The organism is Butyrivibrio sp. WCD3002 (assembly GCF_000424265.1).
In the GTDB taxonomy this organism is placed as follows: Bacteria; Bacillota; Clostridia; order Lachnospirales; family Lachnospiraceae; genus Butyrivibrio.
The window spans coordinates 826,724-850,479 of sequence record NZ_AUJO01000001.1 but is presented as its reverse complement, the minus strand read 5'-3'; the positions used below and the strand labels follow the sequence as shown (position 1 = coordinate 850,479).

Below are 23,756 nucleotides of genomic sequence, written 5' to 3'. Positions count from 1 at the left end.
ATCGATAATCTTTTTACAGGGATGGGGAATATGCTAGCGATTATTGATTATGATGCCGGAAATATTAAAAGTGTTGAGAATGCTTTTGATTATCTTGGACAGGATGTCTGTCTGACAAGAAACCCTGAAGAGATTTACAGGGCTGACCGCGTGGTTTTGCCGGGAGTAGGTGCTTTTGGCGATGCCATGAGAAAACTAAATGAATATGGTTTAACGGATGTCATAAAAACTGTGTGTAGCAGTGGGACTCCGTTTATAGGTATATGCCTGGGCCAACAGCTTCTTTTTGATTCAAGTGATGAGTCGGAAGGAGTAGCAGGTCTGGGCATTTTGCATGGAAAAATTAAGAAGATTCCGGAAAAGGAAGGTCTTAAGATTCCGCAGATTGGCTGGAATAATTTAAAATTCCCAAATAAAGGAAGACTTTTTGAAGGAATAACGGAAGATTCATACGTATATTTTGTTCATTCTTATTATCTGGATGCTGACGATAAGAGCATTGTCACAGCTACTACTGAGTATGGTGTTACTGTGGAAGCTTCCGTTGAGCAGGGCAATGTTTTTGCATGCCAGTTCCATCCTGAAAAGAGTGCGGATGTGGGAATGGAGATCCTGAAGAATTTCCTTAGAGTATAAAGAGAAGGACATAGATTATGCTGACTAAAAGAATTATTCCATGCCTTGATGTGCATGGCGGAAGAGTTGTTAAAGGTATAAATTTTGTACAGCTTCGTGATGCCGGTGATCCGGTGGAAGTAGGAAAAGCCTACTCGGAGGCTGGTGCTGATGAGCTGGTTTTTCTTGATATTACTGCGACTTCTGATGCGAGAGAAACCGTGGTTGATCTTGTGAGAAAGGTTGCTGAGCAGATTTTTATTCCGTTTACTGTTGGAGGCGGTATAAGAAGTGTTGAGGATATGAGGGCTGTTTTGCGAGAAGGCGCTGATAAGGTGGCTATAAATTCCGCCGCGATAAACAGGCCTGAGCTTATATCTGAATCCGCTGACAAATTCGGATCACAGTGCGTGGTTGTTGCAATTGATGCAAAGAGAAGACCTGATGGAGGCTTCAATGTGTTTAAAAATGGCGGAAGGATCGATACCGGTCTTGATGCCATAGAGTGGGCGAAGGAAGCGGAGAGGAGAGGTGCCGGAGAGATACTTCTTACAAGTATGGATGGCGATGGCACCAAGAACGGATACGATATTGAGCTTACAAGGGCAGTAGCTGATCTTGTTAAAATTCCTGTTATTGCTTCAGGCGGCGCAGGAAACTGCGAGCATTTCTATGAAGCTGTTACCAAGGGCGGCGCCGATGCTGCGCTTGCTGCTTCGCTTTTCCACTACAAAGAGCTGGAGATAAGAGAAGTAAAGGAATATCTTAGGGATAAAAATGTCCCTGTAAGGCTCTGATTAATACTAATAAGGAGGCGCCTCCATGGCGGCAATAGATAATGACTGGCTTGAATACTTAGGAGAGGAGTTTTCCAAGCCTTATTACAGAAAATTATATGAATTCATAGTTAATGAGTATAAGACTACGACGGTTTATCCTAAAAAGGATGATCTTCTTAATGCGTTTAATTACACACCTCTTTCTAATGTTAAGGTGGTAATTCTCGGACAGGATCCATATCATGAACCTGGGCAGGCACATGGCCTTTCCTTTTCGGTTTTGCCGGGAGAGCCGGCTCCGCCGTCACTTGTGAATATTTATGGTGAGCTTAAGGATGATCTTGGATGCTATGTTCCAAACAACGGTTATCTGAAAAAATGGGCAGATCAGGGAGTGCTGCTTCTGAATACTGTTCTTACTGTTCGGGCACATAATGCCAATTCCCACAAGGGGAGAGGTTGGGAGCAGTTTACTGACGCTGCGATCAGGGCAGTGAACAAACAGGATAGACCAATAGTTTACATGCTTTGGGGAAGACCGGCGCAGATGAAGGCAGATATGATCGATAATCCAAAGCATCTTGTTCTTAAGGCGCCTCATCCAAGCCCACTTTCAGCCTACAGAGGATTTTTTGGATGTAAGCATTTTTCAAAGTGCAATGAATTCCTTAAAGAAAACGGATTAAGTCCAATCGATTGGCAGATAGAGAATTTGTAAGTTTTAAGAAAAAACTGTACAGATGCTCTTTTTCATGATAACGTAGTAAAGTGTAAAATTTTGGACTATAGAGGAGATATTATGAAGAAGGCTTTCGTGACAAAACAGCAGGTAGAAGAGATTGTAAAGAAGTATCCTACACCTTTTCATATTTATGATGAGAAGGGAATTATTGAGAATGCCAGAGCGGTAAAGAAGGCATTTGAGTGGAATAAAGGTTTTCGCGAGTATTTTGCCGTAAAAGCCACTCCTAATCCGGTCATTCTTGATATTCTTAAAAAGGAAGGCTGCGGCTTTGACTGTTCTTCACTTACAGAGCTTATGCTTAGTAAGGCAATTGGTGCATCAGGTGATCTTATTATGTTTTCATCAAATGATACACCTGCAGAGGAATTCGTTTATACAGATAAGCTCGGCGGAATAATTAATTTTGACGATATTACGCTCATTGAATATGCAAAGGAGGCTCTTGGCGGAAGGATGCCGGAGACTGTAAGCTGCAGATACAATCCGGGCGGAGTTTTCACAATGAGTAATGGAATCATGGATAATCCCGGGGATTCCAAATACGGCATGACAAAGGAGCAGCTCTTTGAAAGCTTCAGAATGCTGAAGGATATGGGAGTTAAGAACTTTGGTATTCATGCTTTTCTTGCAAGTAACACAGTGACAAATGAGTATTATCCCACTCTGGCAGGACAGCTTTTCGAACTGGCTGTTGAGCTTGAGAAGGAAACCGGAGCTGATATTAAGTTTATTAACCTTTCAGGCGGTGTCGGAATTCCGTACACTCCTGATCAGACCGGAAATGATATAGCTGAGATTGGTGCAGGTGTTAAGGAGCAGTATGAGAAGATACTGACACCTAATGGCATGGGTGATGTTGCAATCTATACCGAGATGGGAAGATTTATGCTGGGACCCTATGGTGCTCTTGTTACTCAGGCTATTCACGAGAAGCACATTTATAAGGAATATATTGGTGTTGATGCCTGCGCAGTAAATCTTATGAGACCTGCTATGTATGGCTCTTACCACCACATCACCGTGCTTGGAAAAGAGGATGCACCTCTTGATCATGTATATGATGTTACCGGCTCACTTTGCGAGAACAATGATAAGTTTGCCATTGACAGAGAGCTTCCGAAGATTGACATGGGTGATTATCTTTTCATACATGATACCGGTGCTCACGGTTTTTCAATGGGTTATAACTATAATGGTAAGCTGTGGAGCTCAGAGCTTCTTCTTAAGGAAGACGGAAGCGTTGAAATGATAAGACGTGCTGAGACTCCAAGAGATTATTTCGCCACATTTGATAATTTACCTGTTTATGCAGAGCTTGACTCTATCATGAAGGAATTTGAATAACAGATGGATGAAATCAGTCATTTCATAACTGAATTAAAGCTGGAGGGGCGAATGAGTGAAAACACCGTTCGCTCTTATCAGACAGACCTTAAAAAGTTTGAGTGGTATCTGCAGGACAACGGGCTTGTGGATGTTCTTTTGATAAACGAAAAACAGCTTAAGGAATATGTTGAGTCAATCACAAATCAGGGATATTCTGCAGCTACTCTTGCAAGAAACATTGTTTCCTTAAAGGCTTTTTTCAAGACATTGGCAAAGCAGGGGAGAATGGCCTACGATATTTCCGAAAATCTGACAGCACCTAAGGTGGAACTTCCAAAAACTGTAGTGCTTACGAGAAAGCAGATTGATCTTTTGCTGTCTATTCCTGATACAAAGAGTCCCAAAGGGCAGAGAGATTCCGCAATGCTGGAGCTTATGTATGCCACCGGCATTAAGGTATCAGAGCTGATAAAGGCAAAGGTATCTGATCTTGATATGCAGGTTGGGGCGATTGAGTGTAAATCAGATAAAAAGGACAGGGTTATTCCTTTTGATAAGAGAACAAGGAAGGCATTGGTGAGATATCTTCAGGATGGAAGACGACATCTGATAAAGAGTAATCTTGAGGAGCTTTTGTTTGTAAATTATCAGGGCGAGCCCATGAGCAGGCAGGGTGTGTGGAAGATAGTAAGAAAATATGCTGATTATGCTGAAATAGATGCCCAGATTACACCTGAGTCCTTGAGGCACAGCTTCGCAGCGCACCTGGTTGAGAGAGGCGCCGATGTGGATGCGGTGCAGGAGATGCTTGGACATGTTACGGCAGCTTCGACCAATAGGTATGTAAAAGAAAATAAGAATTATATAAGAGATGTCTATAATCAGACACATATATAAAATAAGAGCGCTATAAATCCGGCATTTGCCGAATATATAGCGCGTTTATTTTTTTCGACTTCACCTGAAATTAAGGAATCAAGTGAAGGATGTTAGTTTTTTATTAGTCTTATCAGACAAGATCAGCGATATCAAGAAGGAGTCTTTCTGTATCAGCCCATCCAAGGCAGGGATCCGTGATGGATTTACCGTATATTCCATCGCCGATTTTCTGGCAGCCCTCTTCGATATAGCTTTCAATCATTACTCCCTTAACGAGCTCACCGATGTTCGTGTTATGGCTTCTTGAGTGAAGAACTTCTTTTACAATTCTTACCTGTTCTTTGTATTTTTTACCTGAGTTATTGTGGTTAGCATCGATAATAGCAGCGGGATTCTGAATATCTCTCTGAGCATAAAGGTCTGAGAGAAGGCTTAAATCCTCGTAGTGGTAGTTGGGCTGTGACTGACCGTGCTTGTTGCTGGAACCACGAAGAACGCAGTGAGCAAGCGGATTACCATTTGTTTTTACTTCATAGCCTCTGTATACAAAGGAGTGAGGAAGCTGTGATGCATAAACGGAGTTAAGCATTACGCTTAAGGTTCCGCTGGTGGGATTCTTCATGCCTGCAGGTACATCAAAGCCGCTGGCAACCATCCTGTGCTCCTGATCTTCAACTGAGCGGGCTCCGATCGCTACATAAGAGAGGATGTCTTCGATATATCCCCAGTTTTCAGGGTAGAGCATCTCATCTGCAGCAGTGAGGCCTGACTCTTCAATTGCGCGAATCTGCATGTGTCTCATGGCTATAAGGCCTGCACGGAAATCTGTTTTTCCTTCGGGATCAGGCTGGGAGGTGATTCCCTTATAGCCTTCACCTGTGGTGCGGGGCTTATTGGTATATATTCTGGGAACAAGAATAAGCTTGTCCTTTACTTTTTCATTAACTTTAGCAAGTCTTGAAACGTAATCACAGACAGCATCTTCATTATCAGCTGAGCAGGGACCTACGATTACAAGGAATTTATCGCTTTTTCCGGTTAAAACATCAGCAATTTCCTTATCGCGAGCTTTTTTGAGTTCTGCGAGCTTCTTGGATAAAGGGAATTCTTCGCGAATCTCCTGAGGAGAAGGAAGCTGCTGTATATATTGAAAAGACATTTTGTATAACCTCCGGGTGCTTATTTTGTGGGACTTTTTTATTCCACAACGTCCACTGTATCACATTAAAGCTCGAAAGTAAATCATAATGAATATAAATATTAAAAAACTATAAAAAATACGGGCTTTTTTTGTATTATGGTTTTCAAAAATTTAATAATATATAATCGAATTTTTGATAATTCGAATGGGATTTTATGCTAAGATTAAATATAGAAATTACATTAAATATTCTCTTTTGAGACCAAAAAAAGGGGGACTGAACATGTGGAAAAAAATGTCTATTATGGCTAAGATGCTGGTAGGAATCATTCCTATCGTTGCTATTGCAATGATTCTGATGACCTATATCAGTGTATCCCAGAGTAGGACGCTTATTCAGGAGCAGACCACCGAAAGAAACGAGGCTATTACTGAAAGTAATATCAACAAAATCAATGGTTATCTTGCTGAGATAAGGGCTACTGCTATAGGTTTATCTGAAACCGTAGGCGGAACCTATCAGAGTGCATCCATGGAAAACTATAAGGATGTTTTCTCAAATGTACAGAAGGATAGCGATATGATATCCGGATGTGGCATATGGTTCGAACCCTATGCTTATAGTGCTGAAGAACAGTATCAGGGACCATATTGGTATAAGGATGGATCAAGTATTGTCGAGACCTGGGATTACAGCAATGCTGAGTATGATTACTTTAATCAGGAGTATTATAAAAATGCTAAGGCTCTTTCAAAGGGTACAGCCCAGATTACAGATCCTTACTACGATCCTACATCAGGAACAATTATGTCTACCTGTTCTTCACCCATTTACAATGCTTCAGGTGAGTACATCGGATGCGTAACAGTAGATATCGTACTTGATACTATTTCTAATATCGCAGAGAGTATTAAAGTAGGAAAAACAGGAAGTGCAATTCTCTTAACATCTTCAGGTGTATATCTTTATACAGATGATGCTTCAAAGGTATCAGATAGTGCCAATATTTTAGATGATGAGAATGCATCTCTTGTTGCTATAGCTCCCGATATACTTGCAAATGAGACAGGCGGAGCAAGATTTGAGGATGATGGAAAATATGTCATCACTTCATACGGAACAGTTCCGGAAGTAAACTGGAAACTGATAATCAGAATGGATCAGGATGAGCTGGAAGAGAAGGTTAATTCTCTTACCTATACAATGATCGGCATTCTCATTGCCGCTCTTTTGATAAGCTCACTTGTAGTAATACTTCTTGTTAGATCAATTGCTGTTAACCTTGCAAATGTTAAGAAGTTTGCAGGATCTCTTGCAAGCGGCGACTTTACAGTATCCAAGCTGTTCTCTAAGTCCGGTGATGAGCTTGGCCAGATGAGTGCTTCACTTAATAACATGTATGAGTCCAACAGAAGTGTTATCAGTCAGATTTCTGATGAATCAGAGAATATCAGTTCTGCAAGTACATCACTTTCTTCAATGGCTAATGAGCTTACAAGCCAGTTTGAGAAGATTCAGTCCAATATGTCCGGCGTTAACGATGCTATGATGTCCTCAGGAGCAGCAACAGAGGAAGTAAGCGCATCTGTTGAGGAAGTAAATACTTCCGTTCAGAGCCTTGCAGATGTCAGTGAAGAGAGCCTTGCAGCTACAAAAGAAATTATGCAGAGAGCAACTGAGATCGAGCAGAACAGCCAGAAGGCTTATGATAAGGCTATCAGTATTGCTCAGGAGAGAAGCAGAGAGCTTAGCGAAGCTTCTGAAAAAGCAAAGATTGTTGAGGAAATCAGTAATATGGCACAGTCCATTGCTGAAATTGCAGATCAGATCAACCTTCTTTCACTTAATGCATCAATTGAGGCAGCAAGAGCCGGAGAGCATGGTAAAGGATTTGCGGTTGTTGCTTCTGAGATCAATAAGCTGGCAAGCGATACAGCTGAAGCTGTTCAGCAGATTCAGATCACAATTGACGGCGTACAGGATGCGTTTAAGACCCTTACAGACAGTTCACAGGAGCTGCTTGATTTCGTAAATAATACCGCAGCGCCTGATTATGAGAACTTCGTACATGTAGCTCGTCAGTATGGTGATGATGCTCAGCAGTTCGGTTCACAGTCCGATCAGATTTCTCAGATGGTTGAGAATATCAGGAACTCCATGGAAGAGGTTAACAATGCAATCCAGAACATTGCAGAGTCCACTCAGGAGACTGCATCACACAGCTCAGATATCACTGATTCCATCAATACAGCAGCTGATGTTGTTGAGAATGTAAGTGATATGTCCAGCAAGCAGGAGGATATTGCAGTAACCCTTGATGGAATTGTTAAGAACTTCAAGCTCAAATAAGCATTGATTCTTATGTGATCCCCTCAGGCAGATTATTAGATTTGTCTGAGGGGATTTTTTGGTATATTATGGTGTTACGCTTTCGAAATTAGGAAACGCTTTAATTATTTGTGATATAAATTATTTAGATCACAGTAATAACGGGGAGAAACTATTATGAAAATCAAAGAGGCGGCAATAATGATTTTATTGTCTGTCATTCTATGTTCGTGCTCGGATGATAAGAGTGTCGAAACTGATTCTTCCGCCGAGCAGGAAAAACAAGAGAATAATGATTACAGCAGCCTCTTTGAGCCTATAGAGGATACTTCAGGTAAAGCAGGGGACACGGATGGGAAAGCAGGTAAAAATGCTCTTGAAAGTGCTTCTGATGACTTGGGGATGCAGGATGGCGATGTCATAGATGAGGAAGAATCTGAACTGATAGAGGTGATTCCTGCAAGGCTGAAGGAGCTTATTGTAAAAGAAGCGATTGTTATTGATGATACGGAAGAAGATCTGCTTGCTAAAATCGACGGGACACAGGTGGACAGTGATCTGTCCGCGGAAAATGTGGAAATTCCGGTGTTTTACAGCTCAGATGCAGCCGGTAACAATGATTATGTAACGCCTGTTCGTAATCAGGGACATACGGCTCTTTGCTGGGATTATGCGGCACTTGGCGCTGCTGAGAGTGATCTTTTGACAAAGCATAGAGATCTGAGCGCTGACAGCCTGAATCTGTCCGAGAAGCACAGTGCATTTTATAATATGCACAGGGCTATTGGTTCCTTTGATTCAGGTATTGATGATGATTACAGAGAGTTCATTTTTGATGAAAATGATAATTTTCTGAGTAAATATGACACCAGTTATCTATCTGTCGGCGGGGTTACTGATTACTGTCTATCCGTTCTGACAGCCTGGAAGGGACCTGTTGTGGATGAAGACATTGATTCGCTTCATGCAATTAAGGGACAGTCTGATATTTATACTCAGAATGCCGATGAACCCTCGGATGCATACGCAAAGCCTTTTTGTCATGTACAGGATGTGCTCGAAGTGCCTGCCACAGCGAAAAACAAGGATATCATAAAGCGTATGATCATGGAGCATGGAAGCGTTACGGCAAGTATCTGTGCAGATGATGATTATTGGACAGGGAAAAAGGTAGCACTTTATGACTATAAAAACTACGGAGATGGGAATTACGCAGACCATGAGGTTTTGATAGTTGGTTGGAATGATGAGTACCCTGCTAAAAATTTTATAACGAAGCCATCCTCTGACGGTGCTTTTATATGTAAGAACAGCTGGGGAACAAAATCCGGTGCATCGGGCTATTTTTATCTCTCCTACGAGGATACAATTCTTTGTAATAATGTCGTTGCTGCATACGGCTGCGCCATGGAGGGAGATGATAACTGGTACGATAAAAACTATCAGTACGCTGCATTCATAACACACATAATGGATCCTATAGTTGATCAGAGTAATGTCGTATACATGTATGACAATAATGACATTAGTTATGGGATTTGTTTTTCTCCTGAAAATGATGAAAAACTATCGGCTGTTGGATATTTTTCCATGGCAACGGATATAAATGATAAATTAAATATATACAAACTAAATAACGACGATAAAAATGTGCTGCAAAGTAGTGAAGATGGGCTTGAATACTATGAAACCTCCAGATTAGACGAACCTATAATAACGATGGATTGCAAAAGCTTGACAGGGGGATATCATACGTTTTCGCTGGAGCAACCAATTGATATTGAAGCTGATTCTGTTTATCTTGTGGTAATCACGCCGGGAAAAGAAACAAAGCTGATCTATGAAAAGGCGATGGATTTTACAACTGATATGCATAAGGATGAATGGCAGCACGATCTTGGCATGGTACATACTCTAAATACCGCCAGCGGCCACAGTTTTATGATGGACAGTACGGGCAATGCATTTATAAAACAGACAGATAAAGACTTTTTCGTAAAGGTTTATACAAAGGAATAACAGGATAATTCTCTTAGTACAGCTTGTGTCTGAGAGAATTATTTTTTTAACATAAAGAAAGACCTCTATTTCAGAGGTCTGGATTTTTGGGAGGTGGTCATGCGATGGGGAGTCGCATGACCATGTTGTATGAAAAAAGTTTTTTGGGGTTCAAGAGATGTTCTTCATCTCTGATAGGTTTATGTTAAGATAAATTTGTTTCTAAAATATGGCGGTTTTATAAAAGAATGATTCAATATTTATTAATAAAAAGTGGGCACTTTGTGAACAATAAATAAATATTAACGAATTAACGGATAGCTATTTTCTAAAAGTCAGAGGATAAGCGTGGGTATGAAAAAATCAAAAAATGAACTTGTTATAAAATCCATGGATTTTGCTCTTAATATTTTAAAAAAAGATGATTCTTTTAATGCTCTAGTGTCACCTGTTTCTGTTTTTATGGCACTTGGAATGTTGACGAACGGAGCTGCGGGGGATACCAGAGAAGAACTGTTGAAGGCTGTTTCAATGGATATGGATGAGTTTAATAATGCAATGACAGAGCTTATAAGAAGCACCTCTAAGGATGATGAGCAATTAAAATTGGCTAACGGAATTTGGGTAAATGGTGCTGATAAGCTGATCAAGGAATATAAGAAGAAAATGAAGGAGGAGTATAGGGCTAAGCTGTGCGCTGAGAATTTTTCAGTTGAGACGGCGAATGAAATAAATAAATTTGTAAGTAAGAATACTAAGGGGATGATAAATCGGCTGGTTGACATGCTGCCGCCTGCTTCATCAATGATTCTTGTGAATGCCCTTTCTTTTTGCGGTAAATGGGATAAGCCCTTTAAAGAGTTTCAGGTGAATACGGAGGGAGTATTTACCAATGTTTTTGGAAAAAAGAAAAGAGTGACGATGCTTAACGGTACTGCAGGAAGATATTTTGAGGTTAAGGGTGGAAAGGGGTTCTTATATCCTTACGAAAATGAGAAATATATTTTTGCGGCACTTCTTCCTGACAGAGGAATGAGTGTTGATGACGTTCTTAAAGCTTCAGAAGCGACAGAAATAACCGATGCTCTAAGGAATGCGATTCATACTCATGTTGATATCGGAATACCGGAATATACGCTTGATTTCGAGACTGAGCTGTCCGGTATTATGAAAGGATTCGGCGTAAATAATGCATTTCTTTCGGGGAAAGCAGATTTTTCCGAAATGCTTAAGGGAAATGGAGAGGATTTTATTAGTCAGATCATTCATAAGACACACATTGAGCTGGATAGAGAGGGCACAAGGGCCGCAGCAATAACAGGAGTTATGGTACTTGGGGCAGCGCCTCCTATTCCGGGAAGAAATAAAGAGGTAATTCTTGACAGACCCTTTATCTATTTTATCCTTGATAATGCCGATAAAATCCCTGTTTTTGCAGGAAGAGTGGATGATATCGGGAATTGAGGTGGCTTGCAAATTTGATCTGTCTGTGCTATATTTTGTGGTAGGTAAACATGTAAACACAAATACTGCTAATTTAGTTGTATAGGAGGTTTGTAGTGGGGAGAGAAGAAAAAACACCTGCAGAGATTCGTACCACAGATAAGCTTAAGATTCAGAAAATCTTAGGAGAAGCCGGCTATATCGTAGAGATGGGTAATGGAAGTGTCCCTACAGTTGTCTGCAAAAAGCGTGAGGATATGAGCAAGGATCTTGCCGCTATACGTAAGATTCTTAAGGAACAGCGCTATGAAGGTAGCTTTGGTGTTCGCGCACCTCGCAAGACAGACGAGATTCAGGTTTCTGAAAGTGAAGAGACATCCGAGATGATGGATGATATGGTAGCTGCAGCAGGTTGATGAGATATTAAAAGAGACAAAGTTTTTTCGCTTTGTCTCTTTTTTATATCATCAAAAAACGGATTTAGTTATTCGTCGGCAAGCTTGTCACTGATAAGAACTTTTGATTTGGAAGCGCTTTTTCTTGCTTCTTCCTTTTTTCTTTTGACGCTTATTATGTACCCCATAAGTTTGCTGTCGATTCCGCGCATCTTACAGCCTACAGCGTCGTAGGTTCCCACCTTGAAATTGCGAACAACATTTAAGTTGATTTCAAAGTCCTGGTTTGAACCCGGCTGTCTGAAGGTCAGTCTTATGAAATCTCCGGGTTTTGCTGTAGCTTTCTTACCTAAAAGAAGTGATAAGCCTTTTATGGAAATGTCGTAAATGATAGCGCTTACGGTGGTGTTATAGTTTATGACAGCCTTGCCAAGAAGGTTGATTACGTATCTTTCTGCTTTTCTCTGTTCTTCAAGTTCTGTAATAATCTCATAGCCCTTAAGAAGATAATATGTGTCACTCCAGTTTTCATAAGGTATGACGCTCTCAAGGCTGAAGCTATGATGTTCACCGGAGGGCATTATAATTACATCCGCTGTGGCTTGTGTCAGAGCGGGAATGGGAGCATGGTGATATTTAAGCGGTTCAACCAGAAGTGAACCATCTATCACCGATATGGCTTTTGTTTTGAGTTCCACAGGCATGTCATCTATTAAAACATGAACTGTCAGTTCTGTGCCTGGAATAACTTCGGTAATATTCATAAAAAACTCTTTCTTCTTCGCGATATTCTCTACTAATTTACCTAAGAATAATGTTAAACTGTTATTAGTTTTTTTACAATACTTTAGGACTGATGAAGCTATGAAAAAAGTGGGTTTTATTGAAAAATTAATACCTGTATATATTCCAAACAGAGTGGTGCTTTCTATTTTTGTCATTCTTTCCTTTTTTACGGGAAAAGTAAGGAAAAAGATAGTGGCGTTCCATCTTGAAGAGAACGAAAGAATCCTCAGGGAAGGGAATAACAGTATTTTTGACGGACAGGGATTTATCGAAAATCAGAGTAAGTGGGAGAAGGTATGCTTTGGATCTCACAAAAAATCCAACATGTCTTACTCCGGATGTGAAATAATCGCAACCTGGAATGCACTCATGTCCATGCACGCGGCAATGCCCAGAATGCCCGAGCTTATAGGCTATTTTGAGAGACATGGAGTTACACTTAAGGGCGGCTTTGGAATTGCGCCGTCAGCACCTGCCCGATATATGAAAAAAAGAGGCTATAGGGTAAAGCGTCTTACAACCAGAAATAGTGAGGCTATAAGGCGTTTTGGGGATAGCTATGACAGCTTTCTTGTGACCTTTTACTGGGACAGAGAAAATATCCGTAAGCAGCTCCATACAGTCAATATTTCCAAAAAAGGCGATGAATTCTATGTTCACAACATATATAAACGTGAAAAGGGCGGAAGATTTGTTCAGAGCGGCCCCTTTAGGGACCTTGCGGAAGCGATTTATAAAATAGATGAAAAGGCAGCTCCGCTTGTAATTTACGGAATAGCGAAGGAAGGGTAACATGCTTAAGGAATATTTAGAAATAGTCAAAGGGCTTAATTTAGATAAAAGAATTACTATCCCTCAAATAACCAATAGAGATTTCTGGGATGGACTATCTGAGGATCTGAAAAAGATGATAGTTAAGGAAGGCGAGTGTAAGCAGAGCGAGGCCTGGTCTGTGATTTTGCTTTCCGATTATCGTGTTTTTTATGAAACAGGGAACAGAGTTTTCTTCGAGGACAAATGCTTTTCAAGAAGAATTAAGCTTTCTGCTCTTGTTATGGCAGAGTGCGTTCAAAATAAGGGTGAATTTATTAAGGATATTCTTGATGGAATGTATCTTATGATGGAAGAGAGCAGCTGGTGTCATCCTGCCCACAATTCTCATATACGTGATGCGAAACAGGAAAACATGCCGGACACAGAAAAGCCTGTGATTGATCTTTTTGCTGCTGAAACAGGGGCGGTGTTGGGCGTAGCTGAGTACATGCTGAGACCTGTTTTTGATGAAATAAATCCAATGATCACGCAGCATGTTGACAGTATGATAAGGGAAAGACTGATTATTCCTTATCTAACGGAGCATTTCTGGTGGATGGGTGATGAGGAAAATAAAGCTATTAACTGGACAGTCTGGATTACACAGAATATTTTGCTTTCTGCTTTTACAAGGCCATGCCATGCGCTTAATAAAGACAGTGCCGCAAAGATTATCGAGCAGGCCCTGATTTCAACGGATTATTTCATTGATGCATATGGAGAAGACGGCTGTTGTGACGAAGGTGCCCAGTACTATTCTCATGCAGGATTATGTCTTTATGGAATTCTTAAAATCCTTAACGACATATCAGATGGTCTGCTTGGTGACGTATTTAAAATAAATAAAATACGTAATATTGCTAACTACATCAGAAAAATATACGCAGATAACGGTTATTACATTAACTTTGCGGATTGTGCGGCAAAGGCTGGTAATCGAAGTGCCAGGGAATTCCTTTTTGGCAAAGCCTGCGCGGATGAGCCTCTATGTGCTATGGCTTCCGATGACTACAGGACTGAGGAATGGGACGAGAGACTGCTTACGGAAGAACATAATCTCTGGTACAGAGTTTTGCAGGCAGGAACTCACAAGGATTTGATGCGCTATAGACCCGAAAAATATCATACCCCTGAGGATGTATTTTTTGAGAGCGTCGAAATGATGATTGTCAGGAATGATAAATATGTTCTTGCCGCGAAGGCCGGAAATAACGGTGATTCCCACAATCACAACGACGTTGGAAGCATTACTCTCTATAAGGATGGTGATCCCTTCCTGATTGACCTCGGCGCGCCTACCTATACTGCCAAGACCTTTTCTGACAGGCGTTATGAGATATGGACTATGCAGTCTGTATATCATAATTTGCCGACCTTTTATGATGGTCATGAGACAGTAATGGAGCTTCCCGGTGAGAAATATGCAGCCGGGGATGTGGCTTTCAGTGAAGAAAGGCACAGTCTTACCATGGATATTGCGCCTGCATATGGAAACAGTAAGATTCACAGCTATAAAAGAGAGGTTTCTCTGTTGGATGATGGCATACTTCTGGTAGATGAATATGACGGCGAGCTGAATGGAATTCTCAGCTTTATAACCTATGATGAGCCGACCATTGTAAAGGATGAAAAAGCCGCTGATGGAGGCACCAGCAGTGCAGTGATCAGGGTTGGAAAAACAGGTGATATTTGTATTTTGGCTTATGAAAAGGCAGGTGACATCACCATAGAAAGATGTGAGATCAGCGATGAGCGACTTAAGCAAAGCTGGAAGCATGACTGTTTTCGTATCAGAATACCCTTTTTGAAGGGGAAAATTGTAGTGGAAATACATTGATTTTTTGTAGTATGATTACTATTACGTACCTAAAAATATTACTGAAAATGGGGAGTTGATTATGGATAACAAAAATAAGTTTCCGACACGGTCGGGGCTTGTATTTTTCTTTCTTAAGGGAAGTATAGGTCTTTTTGTCTCAGGCATTATATTTTCAATGCTTGTGGCTTTTCTTGATATGGTAAATCCCAAAATAATCCAGTACACAGTGGATTACCTTATAGGTGATTCAGAGTCTGCAATGCCCTTTTATATGCAGCTTCTTGTGGGCATTTCAGGTGGAAAGGAATATCTTAAGACTCATTTGCTGGTTGTAGCTCTGATAGTAATAACGATTGCTATTATTTGCGGAATCTGCAGATATCTTAATAAGCTTCTTAATTCCATGGCTGCAGAGAAGCTGATAAAGAGGATGAGAGATATTCTATTTGATCATATTGCTCATCTTCCTTTTTCCTGGCATGGAGAAAATCATACGGGAGATATTATTCAGCGCTGTACGTCTGACGTTGAGACTATTAAAGTCTTTTTGGCAGAGCAGCTCACATCACTTTTCAGAATTGTGATCATGATAACCTTTGGACTTATTTTCATGTTTCAGATTCATGTGAAGCTGGCGCTTATTTCTCTGGCATTTATTCCGATAATTGTTCTCTACTCACTGTTTTTCCATAACCGCATAGGAAACGCGTTCAGAAAAGCTGATGAGGAAGAGGGAAGATTGTCAGCTATTGCACAGGAGAATCTTACCGGCGTCAGAGTAGTAAGAGCCTTTGGACGTGAGACCTACGAGCGCGAGCGCTTTGAGAAAAAGAATAAAGAGTACACAAAGATGTGGATTGATCTTATGATGCTGCTTTCCGCATTCTGGACATCAAATGACCTTATAGCAGGCCTGCAGTGCATGGTTGTGCTTGTTATGGGCTGTGTTTTTGCTGTAAGAGGTGAGATTACAGTAGGTGAGATGATTGCCTTCTATTCCTACAATGCCATGGTTTCATGGCCTGTTCGTATGCTGGGACGTGTTATTTCCGAGATGAGTAAGGCAGGCGTATCTGTTGATCGACTGAGAGAAATCATGAATGCTGAGATAGAGAGTGACAGGGAGGGTGCGATTGAGCCTCCTCTTGACAAGGATATCGAATTCAATAACGTAAGCTTTTCTTACGATAACGGTTCCTCTGAAATCCTTAAAAATGTCAGCTTCAAGGTAAAAGCCGGTGAGACTATCGGTGTGCTTGGAGGTACGGGCTCCGGTAAGTCTACACTCATGTATCTGCTGGACAGGCTTTACGAGCTTCCGCAGGAGCAGGGCACAATTTCTATAGGCGGTGTGGATATCCGTGATATCAGGATGCACTATCTTAGAAGGAATATTGGTCTTGTGCTTCAGGAGCCATTCCTGTTTTCAAGAACCCTTAAGGAAAATATTGGAATAGCAAGAAAATCACCTGAGCTTAAGGATGTCACAAGAGCAGCAAAGCTGGCATCCCTTGATGAAACTATCAGAAATTTTGATGCGGGTTATGACACCTTTGTTGGAGAGAGAGGTGTTACGTTATCCGGTGGACAGAAGCAGAGGACAGCTATTGCCCAGATGCTTATTACCGAGCCGCCGATTATGATTTTTGATGATTCACTTTCAGCTGTTGATACGGAGACAGATGCTAAGATCAGGGCTTCCCTTGATAAGCATGCAAGCGGTGCCACAACAATTCTGATATCACACAGAATAACTACGCTTATGCATGCAGATCATATTATTGTTTTAAGTCATGGAGAGCTTATTGAAGAGGGCACCCACGATGAACTGGTAGCTAAGGGCGGTCTTTATCGTAAAATCTATGACATTCAGATGCAGGGAGGTGAAGAAAGTGCCTGAGACAAATAATAACAAAGAAATAGTTAAACTTCCCTGGATGGGAATTCCAAGACTTTTACCATATTTAAAGCCTTACAAATACAAGATGATGTTAATGATCTTTTTAGGCGCAATGGTAAGTCTGGTGGACAGTATCGTTCCTCTTTTTAACAGATATGCAATAAATAATTACATAGTAAAGGGAACACTGGAGGGAATTGGAAGGTTTGCCCTTTTATATGCCATCGTACTTGTTGTAAAGCTTTGTATGGATTTCACAAGTGCTTATATGTGCGGAAAAATAGAGATGTCTGTGGATAGGGATCTTAGAAATGCAGCATTTAACCATTTGCAGGAGCTTTCCTTCTCATATTTCAATCAAAATAACGTTGGTTATATTCATGCAAGAGTTATGAGCGATACCGGTAAAATCGGAATGCTTGTGGCATGGAGAATGATGGATATCATCTGGAATGGAAGCTACATCCTGTTTGTTTTGATAGTAATGCTGTCCATAAATATTCGACTTGCACTTTATATACTTGCACTTGTGCCGATTGCAGTTGTGCTGGTTATTTATTTTCAGAAACATCTGATTGTTCTTAACAGGCATATCAGAGAGCTTAATTCAACTATCACCAGTAACTTCAATGAAGGTATAACCGGTGCAAAGGCAATAAAAACACTTGTTGTCGAAAAGAAAATTCAGGATGACTTTACAAAGGACACAGAGAGCTATCGTAAAAATGCAGTTCACGCAACGCATTATTCAGCGTTTTTCACAGCCTCTGTAACTATGCTTTCATCCTGTGCGTTGGCACTGGCCCTCTGGAGAGGCGGAAAGATAACAATGGAGGGCGTTATGGAAATTGGAACCCTTTCGGTTTTCTTATCCTATGCTCTTGGTATCCTTGAGCCTATACAGAATATCATCGTTACAATATCCGAGCTTATTGCAGTGCAGGTAAACGTTGAGAGACTTACAAGACTACTTAACACAGAGTCGGATGTGGCTGATTCCAAAGAGGTTGTGGAGAAATACGGTGATACCTTCAATCCCAAGAAGGAAAACTGGGAAGAGCTTTACGGTGATGTTGAATTTAAGGATGTATCCTTCCACTATCCTGATGGAACAGAGTACGTGCTTGAGAACTTTGACCTCAAGGTGCCTCAGGGTACTAACGTGGCAATCGTAGGTGAGACAGGTGCCGGAAAATCCACACTTGTCAACCTTGTTTGCAGGTTTTTCGAGCCTACAAAGGGACAGGTTCTGATCGATGGCAGAGACGCCAGAGAGAGGTCACAGCTTTGGCTTCACAGTAATATCGGATATGTTCTTCAGACACCGCATCTTTTCTCCGGAAGTGTAAGAGAAAATCTGAAATACGGCAATCCGAATGCAACAGATGAAGAGATATGGGATGCACTCAAACTGGTATCTGCTGATGGAATTGTTAAGCGCATGGATGGTGGCCTTGACAGTGATGTAGGTGAGGGCGGAGATATGCTCTCTACAGGTGAAAAGCAGTTGTTATCATTTGCAAGGGCTATCCTGGCCGATCCTAAGATACTTGTACTTGATGAGGCGACCTCATCCATTGATACTGTGACAGAAAAAGCAATTCAGGATGCTATTTCAGTTGTTATCAAGGGAAGAACATCATTTATGATTGCTCACAGATTATCCACCGTTGTTGATGCCGATGTAATCCTTGTTGTAAAGGACGGAAAGATCATAGAACGCGGTAAACACAAGGAGCTTATGAAGAATAAGGATGGATATTACTATAGTCTTTTCTCAAGACAGTATGAGGAAATGTCAATAAAAGCTATTGGATAATTTTGGTAATAATCACAAATTTGAAATTCTTTACAAATTGACAGAAAAATGTTATTGTATTAATTAACTATAGGTTTATTCTGCCATGATGGCAGAGTTTTAGGAAGGATCCTATGATAGATTTTCAGGGACAGAGAATCTATCCCAGTGGCTACATCAAGTGGGGACTTATAGGAGTCACAGGCGCAGAACGGATTTATCCTTATTCATGGAGGAAGAAAGGAGGCGCTATATGATAGGAGGCATTAGTAACAACAGCTACAGTAACTATTCATCCTATGGCAAGATCGCAAGTGGTAACAAGTTACCCACTGCTGCAGATGGTGCCGCCGAGCTTGCCATCTCTCAGAAGATGGAGGCAACTCAGAGAACTCAGGGTGTGAATGTTAAGAATGCAAGAGATAACATATCTCAGCGCAACATTCGTGACGGAGTTCTTGATGGTGTTACGGATTATCTGCAGGATATTCGCGCTAACGCCGTTTATTCACAGAATGATACCCTTTCAGCTAGCGACAAAAACGACATTGCAAATGTAAACTCTCAGCTTATGAAGGGTATTAGTCAGCAGCTTGATTCTTCGCAGATGAAAGCACTTGGGCTCGATAATATCGATCTTAACGATGTCGACTCCATTGACGCTGCCATTAAAAATGTGAATGATGCCAGAAGCACGGTTGGAGCAGAAACAAATGGTTACGAGCACAATATGAGCTACAATTCTATCGCAAGAGAGAATGTGCTCAGTGCAGAGAGCAGGATTACTGATACTGATATTGCTCAGGAGATCACAGAGCTCCGCAAGAATCAGACTCTCGAAGCTTATCGCAATCAGATGCAGAAGAAGCAGCTTGATGACGAAGAGCAGAAAAGTAACATGAATCTTATGCTTTAAAAATCAATCGGCCGCCATCATATATATTTGAACACATGTTCGTTAAGCTTCGCTTATAATCGCCTGTGTTTAAATATATATGGTGGCGGCCTTATTTTATTTAAAACAGGATGCCAGGATGCCACTGGGGACGATGCCACTGGGGCACCAGTGGCATCCTGTGGCATCACGCCATATTCAGCTTCATTATCTTTGGTGATATCTTAACTGTGGTATAAATATCTGCGTATTGTGACGCGGACAGATCCTCGATGTAGTTTTGCATATAGTTTTTTTCTATGCCATTCCTTCTAAGCGTATCTACAGCTTTATTGTAAGCAATGGCGGCTTCGTTTTCTGTGTTGTATTTCCCAATCACAAAATCTCCACGAACATGGATCACAGCCTTGTATTTTAAATAACCCCTGTGATTATATTGGCGGACGCCGTGATATCTGTTCAGTATTTGTATGTTCTCATAGCGAAGGTCGCTGGAATTTCCATTGGCAAATTTATAATCTCTGCCTTCAACTGCGTAGCTTCTTATGCCATAGCGGCTTAGAATGCTTATCTGAGAGCCGTAATCGGCCACGAAAAGGTGAGAGCCTCGTTGCATGATCTTGTGGGACGAATAATAGAAGAGGTCATCGATATCAAAAATAAGTGTTTGCTGCGGTGAAAGGTAATATAAAAAGAACTTCTTTTCAAGATATATGGGATTTGGAATATAAAGTCCCTTGTCCCTGTAATTTATCAGGACGACGCACTTTTCAAAGGGCAGTGGCTGCCCGGATTTATAGGAATCAAGTGTCCATGAATTGTCCTCGAGAATGCTTTGAGCCTGAGTGTATGCCCGACCTGCCAGCTGGGCATCAGTAAAAGAACCAAGAGCTATGTGCTTGCCCTTGTAAGTGATGGATGCACGATAAGATTTAGTCCCATCCTTGAGACATGTTTCATATACCCCCGTTACTTTGTTTGCCATTTTGGTTTACCCCCATAAACTAAAATTGACTAGTAATTGGTTATGTAAAAATATGCATTTTTGTGTTATACTTTTTACTCAAAGTATATATTCATAAGAAAATCGTAAACGACTCATGAATGTATAGTCATTTATCTATCTTATTGTATCACAGTGTTTTATAAGCTAACAACATGAAAACGGAGGAGTGTCATATTATGGAAGTTATGTACAAGAGTACCAGAGGAGATAAAAATCAGGTTACAGCTTCACAGGCAATACTCAGAGGACTTGCCACAGACGGAGGACTGTTTGTACCGGATCATATCCCTCATCTTGATAAATCATTATCAGAACTTAAGGAAATGGATTACCGCGAAACAGCTTACCAGGTTATGAAGCTAATGCTTACAGATTATACAGAGGAAGAGCTTCGCTACTGTATTGATCACGCTTATGATTCCAAGTTTGACACGGAAGAGATGGCGCCTCTGACAGAGGCAGATGGTGCATTCTACCTTGAGCTTTATCATGGAAAAACAATTGCCTTTAAGGATATGGCTCTTTCAATACTTCCTTATCTGATGACAACAGCTGCTAAGAAAAACAATTTAAAGAATGAGATAGTTATTCTTACAGCTACAAGCGGTGACACAGGAAAAGCTGCTCTTGCAGGCTTTGCTAATGTTCCCGGTACCAGAATTGTTGTATTTTATCCCAAGGACGGTGTTTCTCCCATTCAGGAGAAACAGATGGTTACACAGGAAGGCGCAAATACATGCGTTGTAGCAATTGAAGGCAACTTCGATGATGCTCAGACTGGCGTAAAGAAGATTTTCACTGATCCTGATTTTGCAAAGGAACTCGATGAGAAGGGCTTCCAGTTCTCAAGTGCAAACTCCATCAATATCGGAAGACTTATGCCTCAGATTGTTTATTATGTTTATGCATACACAAGACTTCTTAAGGAAGGAAGAATTGCTGAGGGAGACCAGATAAATGTTGTAGTTCCCACGGGTAACTTCGGAAATATTCTCGCTGCATATTATGCAGGAAAAATGGGACTGCCTATAAAGACTTTTATCTGCGCATCCAATTCAAACAAGGTGCTTTATGACTTCTTCAAGACAGGAGAGTATGACAGAAATAGAGAGTTTGTACTTACAAGCTCACCTTCAATGGATATTCTGATCTCATCCAACCTTGAGAGACTCATTTATCATATTGCCGGAGACGATGCCGTAGCTGATGCAAATTATATGAAGCAGCTCACATCAGATGGCAAGTATGAAATAACAGACGCTATGAAAGAGAAGCTTGGCTGCTTCTATGGCGGATATGCTACAGAGGAAGAGACAGCAAAGACCATCAGCTCACTGTTTAACAATACAGGCTATCTCATTGATACACACACAGCAGTTGCTGCCTGTGTATATGACAAATATGTTCGCGATACAGATGATAAGACAGTTACAGTTATTGCATCTACAGCAAGTCCTTATAAGTTCACAAGAAGCGTTATGACTGCACTTGGTAAAAACGATGACAGTCTCGATGACTTCCAGCTTGCTGATAAGCTCTCTGAGGTTTCCGGAGTTGAGATACCTGAAGCCGTTACATCAATCAGAGATGCAAAGGTACTGCATAATAAGGTGGTTTCCAAGGACGGCCTTGCTGATGCAGTAAGAAGCTTTTTACAGTAATCGGATTTAATAAAAATATAAATAGAAAACGGGGGATATCAATGGGGAACAATAATGAGATAAACATTTATTCTGACAACACACCTGAGATAGTGGATCTTGCCAGATTGGTGGAGACAGCAGATGTCATTGATACCGATCTCTATACTAAGTACGACGTAAAAAGAGGCCTTCGTGATTTAAATGGTAAGGGTGTCCTAACCGGCCTTACCAATATCTCGACCATCAATGCTACCCAGCATATTAATGGTGAGACAATACCCGCAGATGGTGAGCTTTTCTATAGGGGAATCAATGTTAAGGATATCGTTCACGGAACGGCATCAAAGAGTAAATTTGGCTTTGAAGAGACAGCATATCTGCTTCTTTTCGGAAAGCTTCCCACAAAGAGCGAACTGCAGGGCTTTTGCCAGCTTCTTGGTTTTTACAGATCACTTCCTACGGGCTTTGTGAGAGATATCATTATGAAGGCTCCAAGCCGTGACATGATGAATACTCTTTCAAGAAGTGTTCTTACGCTGTATTCCTATGATGACAGTGCAGATGATGTTTCAATGCCCAATGTACTTAGGCAGAGCCTGCAGATGATAAGTCTTTTCCCGCTCCTTGCTATTTACGGATATCAGGCATATAACCATTATCACGAGGGTAAGAGTCTTTTCATTCACCCTCCGAAGGCAGAGTTGTCCACGGCAGAGCATATTCTTTACCTGCTTCGTCCGGACAGTAAGTATACAGAGCTTGAAGCAAGACTGCTTGATATATGCCTTATCCTGCATATGGAGCATGGTGGTGGTAATAACTCGTCCTTTACAACTCACGTTGTGAGCTCATCTATGACAGATACTTATTCAGTTATAGCTGCGGCTATCGGCTCTCTTAAGGGACCAAGACATGGTGGTGCCAACATCAAGGTTATTCACATGTTTGACCAGATGGAAAAAGAGCTTAAGGACTGGTCCGACGAGGAAGAGGTTAAGGAGTACTTAAAGAAGCTTCTTCATAAGGAGGCCTTTGACAAGGCAGGTCTTATCTATGGTGTAGGACATGCTATTTACTCAAAGTCAGATCCGAGAGCGGTGCTTCTTAAGGAATATACAATTAAACTTGCCAAAGAAAAGGGCATGGATAAAGAGCTTGCTCTTTATGAGATGGTAGAGAGGCTTGCGCCTGAAGTAATCAGCGCTGAGCGTAAGATGTACAAGGGTGTAAGTATTAACGTGGACTTCTATTCCGGATTTGTATATAAAATGCTGGAGCTTCCGGAGGAGCTTTTCACACCAATGTTTGCGATTGCCCGTATAGTTGGCTGGAGCGCTCACAGAATGGAAGAGCTTGCCAACAACAGTAAGATCATTCGTCCTGCATATAAGGCAGTAAGTGATGAATATCCTTATGTGCCCATGGAGGAAAGATAATATAAAAGGC

20 protein-coding genes are annotated in these 23,756 nt (G+C 41.1%); 17 read left to right on the top strand and 3 right to left on the bottom strand.

The genetic code is table 11. The features are described 5' to 3' along the window. Positions 1-30: 30 nt before the first annotated feature. The 5 genes from hisH to G608_RS0103500 all read left to right on the top strand — a co-directional run bounded on the left by hisH (position 31) and on the right by G608_RS0103500 (position 4,362). The gene (gene hisH, locus G608_RS0103520) at positions 31-636 is read left to right on the top strand and encodes an imidazole glycerol phosphate synthase subunit HisH (protein ID WP_026494867.1); all 606 of its coding nucleotides are present in this window, start codon (positions 31-33) and stop codon (positions 634-636) included. A 17-nt stretch (positions 637-653) separates the two neighbouring features. Beyond that, entirely contained in the window at positions 654-1,412 is a 759-nt protein-coding gene (hisF, locus tag G608_RS0103515) for an imidazole glycerol phosphate synthase subunit HisF (RefSeq protein ID WP_026494866.1), read from the top strand. Between the two features lie 25 nt (positions 1,413-1,437). After that, positions 1,438-2,112, top strand: a complete 675-nt coding sequence (locus tag G608_RS0103510) for a uracil-DNA glycosylase (RefSeq protein ID WP_026494865.1) — start codon at positions 1,438-1,440, stop codon at positions 2,110-2,112. 78 nt (positions 2,113-2,190) lie between these two features. Continuing rightward, positions 2,191-3,483, top strand: coding sequence for a diaminopimelate decarboxylase (locus G608_RS0103505; RefSeq protein WP_026494864.1), 1,293 nt, complete (start codon positions 2,191-2,193; stop codon positions 3,481-3,483). Positions 3,484-3,486: 3 nt separating this feature from the next. After that, on the top strand, positions 3,487-4,362 hold the full coding sequence (locus tag G608_RS0103500; protein ID WP_026494863.1) for a tyrosine-type recombinase/integrase: 876 nt from the start codon (positions 3,487-3,489) through the stop codon (positions 4,360-4,362). Positions 4,363-4,474: 112 nt separating this feature from the next. Here G608_RS0103500 and G608_RS0103495 read toward each other — a convergent pair whose 3' ends face one another. After that, complete coding sequence (locus tag G608_RS0103495) at positions 4,475-5,527, bottom strand: 3-deoxy-7-phosphoheptulonate synthase (RefSeq protein WP_255345312.1); 1,053 nt, start codon at positions 5,525-5,527, stop codon at positions 4,475-4,477. A 241-nt stretch (positions 5,528-5,768) separates the two neighbouring features. On the opposite strand from G608_RS0103495, the gene G608_RS0103490 reads away from it, so the two are divergent. The 4 genes from G608_RS0103490 (at position 5,769) to G608_RS0103475 (ending at position 11,671) form a co-directional block, all read left to right on the top strand. Further along, positions 5,769-7,835, top strand: coding sequence for a methyl-accepting chemotaxis protein (locus tag G608_RS0103490; RefSeq protein ID WP_035794359.1), 2,067 nt, complete (start codon positions 5,769-5,771; stop codon positions 7,833-7,835). Positions 7,836-7,991: 156 nt separating this feature from the next. Further along, positions 7,992-9,833, top strand: a complete 1,842-nt coding sequence (locus G608_RS0103485; RefSeq protein ID WP_026494860.1) for a C1 family peptidase — start codon at positions 7,992-7,994, stop codon at positions 9,831-9,833. A 333-nt stretch (positions 9,834-10,166) separates the two neighbouring features. After that, the gene (locus G608_RS0103480; protein ID WP_026494859.1) at positions 10,167-11,276 is read left to right on the top strand and encodes a serpin family protein; all 1,110 of its coding nucleotides are present in this window, start codon (positions 10,167-10,169) and stop codon (positions 11,274-11,276) included. A 95-nt stretch (positions 11,277-11,371) separates the two neighbouring features. Beyond that, positions 11,372-11,671 (top strand): hypothetical protein, encoded by a 300-nt coding sequence (locus G608_RS0103475; protein ID WP_026494858.1) that lies wholly within the window; start codon positions 11,372-11,374, stop codon positions 11,669-11,671. 68 nt (positions 11,672-11,739) lie between these two features. On the opposite strand, the gene G608_RS0103470 is transcribed toward G608_RS0103475, so the two are convergent. Next, positions 11,740-12,414: a PilZ domain-containing protein gene (locus G608_RS0103470; protein ID WP_026494857.1), complete on the bottom strand. Its 675-nt coding sequence runs from the start codon at positions 12,412-12,414 to the stop codon at positions 11,740-11,742. 100 nt (positions 12,415-12,514) lie between these two features. On the opposite strand from G608_RS0103470, the gene G608_RS0103465 reads away from it, so the two are divergent. The 6 genes from G608_RS0103465 (at position 12,515) to G608_RS0103440 (ending at position 19,682) form a co-directional block, all read left to right on the top strand. After that, the gene (locus G608_RS0103465) at positions 12,515-13,228 is read left to right on the top strand and encodes a hypothetical protein (protein ID WP_026494856.1); all 714 of its coding nucleotides are present in this window, start codon (positions 12,515-12,517) and stop codon (positions 13,226-13,228) included. Position 13,229: 1 nt separating this feature from the next. Beyond that, on the top strand, positions 13,230-15,086 hold the full coding sequence (locus G608_RS19725; protein WP_035794357.1) for a heparinase II/III domain-containing protein: 1,857 nt from the start codon (positions 13,230-13,232) through the stop codon (positions 15,084-15,086). Positions 15,087-15,147: 61 nt separating this feature from the next. Further along, positions 15,148-16,968, top strand: a complete 1,821-nt coding sequence (locus tag G608_RS0103455) for an ABC transporter ATP-binding protein (protein ID WP_026494855.1) — start codon at positions 15,148-15,150, stop codon at positions 16,966-16,968. Then, complete coding sequence (locus G608_RS0103450; RefSeq protein ID WP_330366863.1) at positions 16,961-18,787, top strand: ABC transporter ATP-binding protein; 1,827 nt, start codon at positions 16,961-16,963, stop codon at positions 18,785-18,787. Before G608_RS0103455 ends, G608_RS0103450 begins: the two co-directional genes overlap by 8 nt. A gap of 113 nt (positions 18,788-18,900) precedes the next feature. Continuing rightward, positions 18,901-19,023, top strand: coding sequence for a hypothetical protein (locus tag G608_RS24100; protein ID WP_255345310.1), 123 nt, complete (start codon positions 18,901-18,903; stop codon positions 19,021-19,023). Next, complete coding sequence (locus tag G608_RS0103440) at positions 19,020-19,682, top strand: flagellin (RefSeq protein ID WP_026494853.1); 663 nt, start codon at positions 19,020-19,022, stop codon at positions 19,680-19,682. The genes G608_RS24100 and G608_RS0103440 overlap by 4 nt, the downstream gene beginning before the upstream one ends. Positions 19,683-19,848: 166 nt before the next feature. On the opposite strand, the gene G608_RS0103435 is transcribed toward G608_RS0103440, so the two are convergent. Next, complete coding sequence (locus G608_RS0103435; protein ID WP_026494852.1) at positions 19,849-20,646, bottom strand: AP2 domain-containing protein; 798 nt, start codon at positions 20,644-20,646, stop codon at positions 19,849-19,851. Between the two features lie 197 nt (positions 20,647-20,843). Here G608_RS0103435 and thrC point away from each other — a divergent pair, with 197 nt between their 5' ends. After that, positions 20,844-22,328, top strand: coding sequence for a threonine synthase (gene thrC / locus G608_RS0103430; protein WP_026494851.1), 1,485 nt, complete (start codon positions 20,844-20,846; stop codon positions 22,326-22,328). A gap of 41 nt (positions 22,329-22,369) precedes the next feature. Beyond that, complete coding sequence (locus tag G608_RS0103425; protein ID WP_035794353.1) at positions 22,370-23,746, top strand: citrate/2-methylcitrate synthase; 1,377 nt, start codon at positions 22,370-22,372, stop codon at positions 23,744-23,746. Positions 23,747-23,756 lie beyond the last annotated feature (10 nt).

Bases quoted from the DNA above. Each gene is read 5' to 3' on its own strand.
- G608_RS0103500 (WP_026494863.1), top strand. From the start codon at position 3,487: ATGGATGAAATCAGTCATTTCATAACTGAATTAAAGCTGGAGGGGCGA.
- G608_RS0103485 (WP_026494860.1), top strand. From the start codon at position 7,992: ATGAAAATCAAAGAGGCGGCAATAATGATTTTATTGTCTGTCATTCTA.
- thrC (WP_026494851.1), top strand. From the start codon at position 20,844: ATGGAAGTTATGTACAAGAGTACCAGAGGAGATAAAAATCAGGTTACA.
- G608_RS0103435 (WP_026494852.1), bottom strand. From the start codon at position 20,646: ATGGCAAACAAAGTAACGGGGGTATATGAAACATGTCTCAAGGATGGG.
- hisH (WP_026494867.1), top strand. From the start codon at position 31: ATGCTAGCGATTATTGATTATGATGCCGGAAATATTAAAAGTGTTGAG.
- G608_RS19725 (WP_035794357.1), top strand. From the start codon at position 13,230: ATGCTTAAGGAATATTTAGAAATAGTCAAAGGGCTTAATTTAGATAAA.
- G608_RS24100 (WP_255345310.1), top strand. From the start codon at position 18,901: ATGATAGATTTTCAGGGACAGAGAATCTATCCCAGTGGCTACATCAAG.
- G608_RS0103470 (WP_026494857.1), bottom strand. From the start codon at position 12,414: ATGAATATTACCGAAGTTATTCCAGGCACAGAACTGACAGTTCATGTT.
- hisF (WP_026494866.1), top strand. From the start codon at position 654: ATGCTGACTAAAAGAATTATTCCATGCCTTGATGTGCATGGCGGAAGA.
- G608_RS0103510 (WP_026494865.1), top strand. From the start codon at position 1,438: ATGGCGGCAATAGATAATGACTGGCTTGAATACTTAGGAGAGGAGTTT.
- G608_RS0103465 (WP_026494856.1), top strand. From the start codon at position 12,515: ATGAAAAAAGTGGGTTTTATTGAAAAATTAATACCTGTATATATTCCA.
- G608_RS0103440 (WP_026494853.1), top strand. From the start codon at position 19,020: ATGATAGGAGGCATTAGTAACAACAGCTACAGTAACTATTCATCCTAT.
- G608_RS0103480 (WP_026494859.1), top strand. From the start codon at position 10,167: ATGAAAAAATCAAAAAATGAACTTGTTATAAAATCCATGGATTTTGCT.
- G608_RS0103455 (WP_026494855.1), top strand. From the start codon at position 15,148: ATGGATAACAAAAATAAGTTTCCGACACGGTCGGGGCTTGTATTTTTC.
- G608_RS0103490 (WP_035794359.1), top strand. From the start codon at position 5,769: ATGTGGAAAAAAATGTCTATTATGGCTAAGATGCTGGTAGGAATCATT.
- G608_RS0103425 (WP_035794353.1), top strand. From the start codon at position 22,370: ATGGGGAACAATAATGAGATAAACATTTATTCTGACAACACACCTGAG.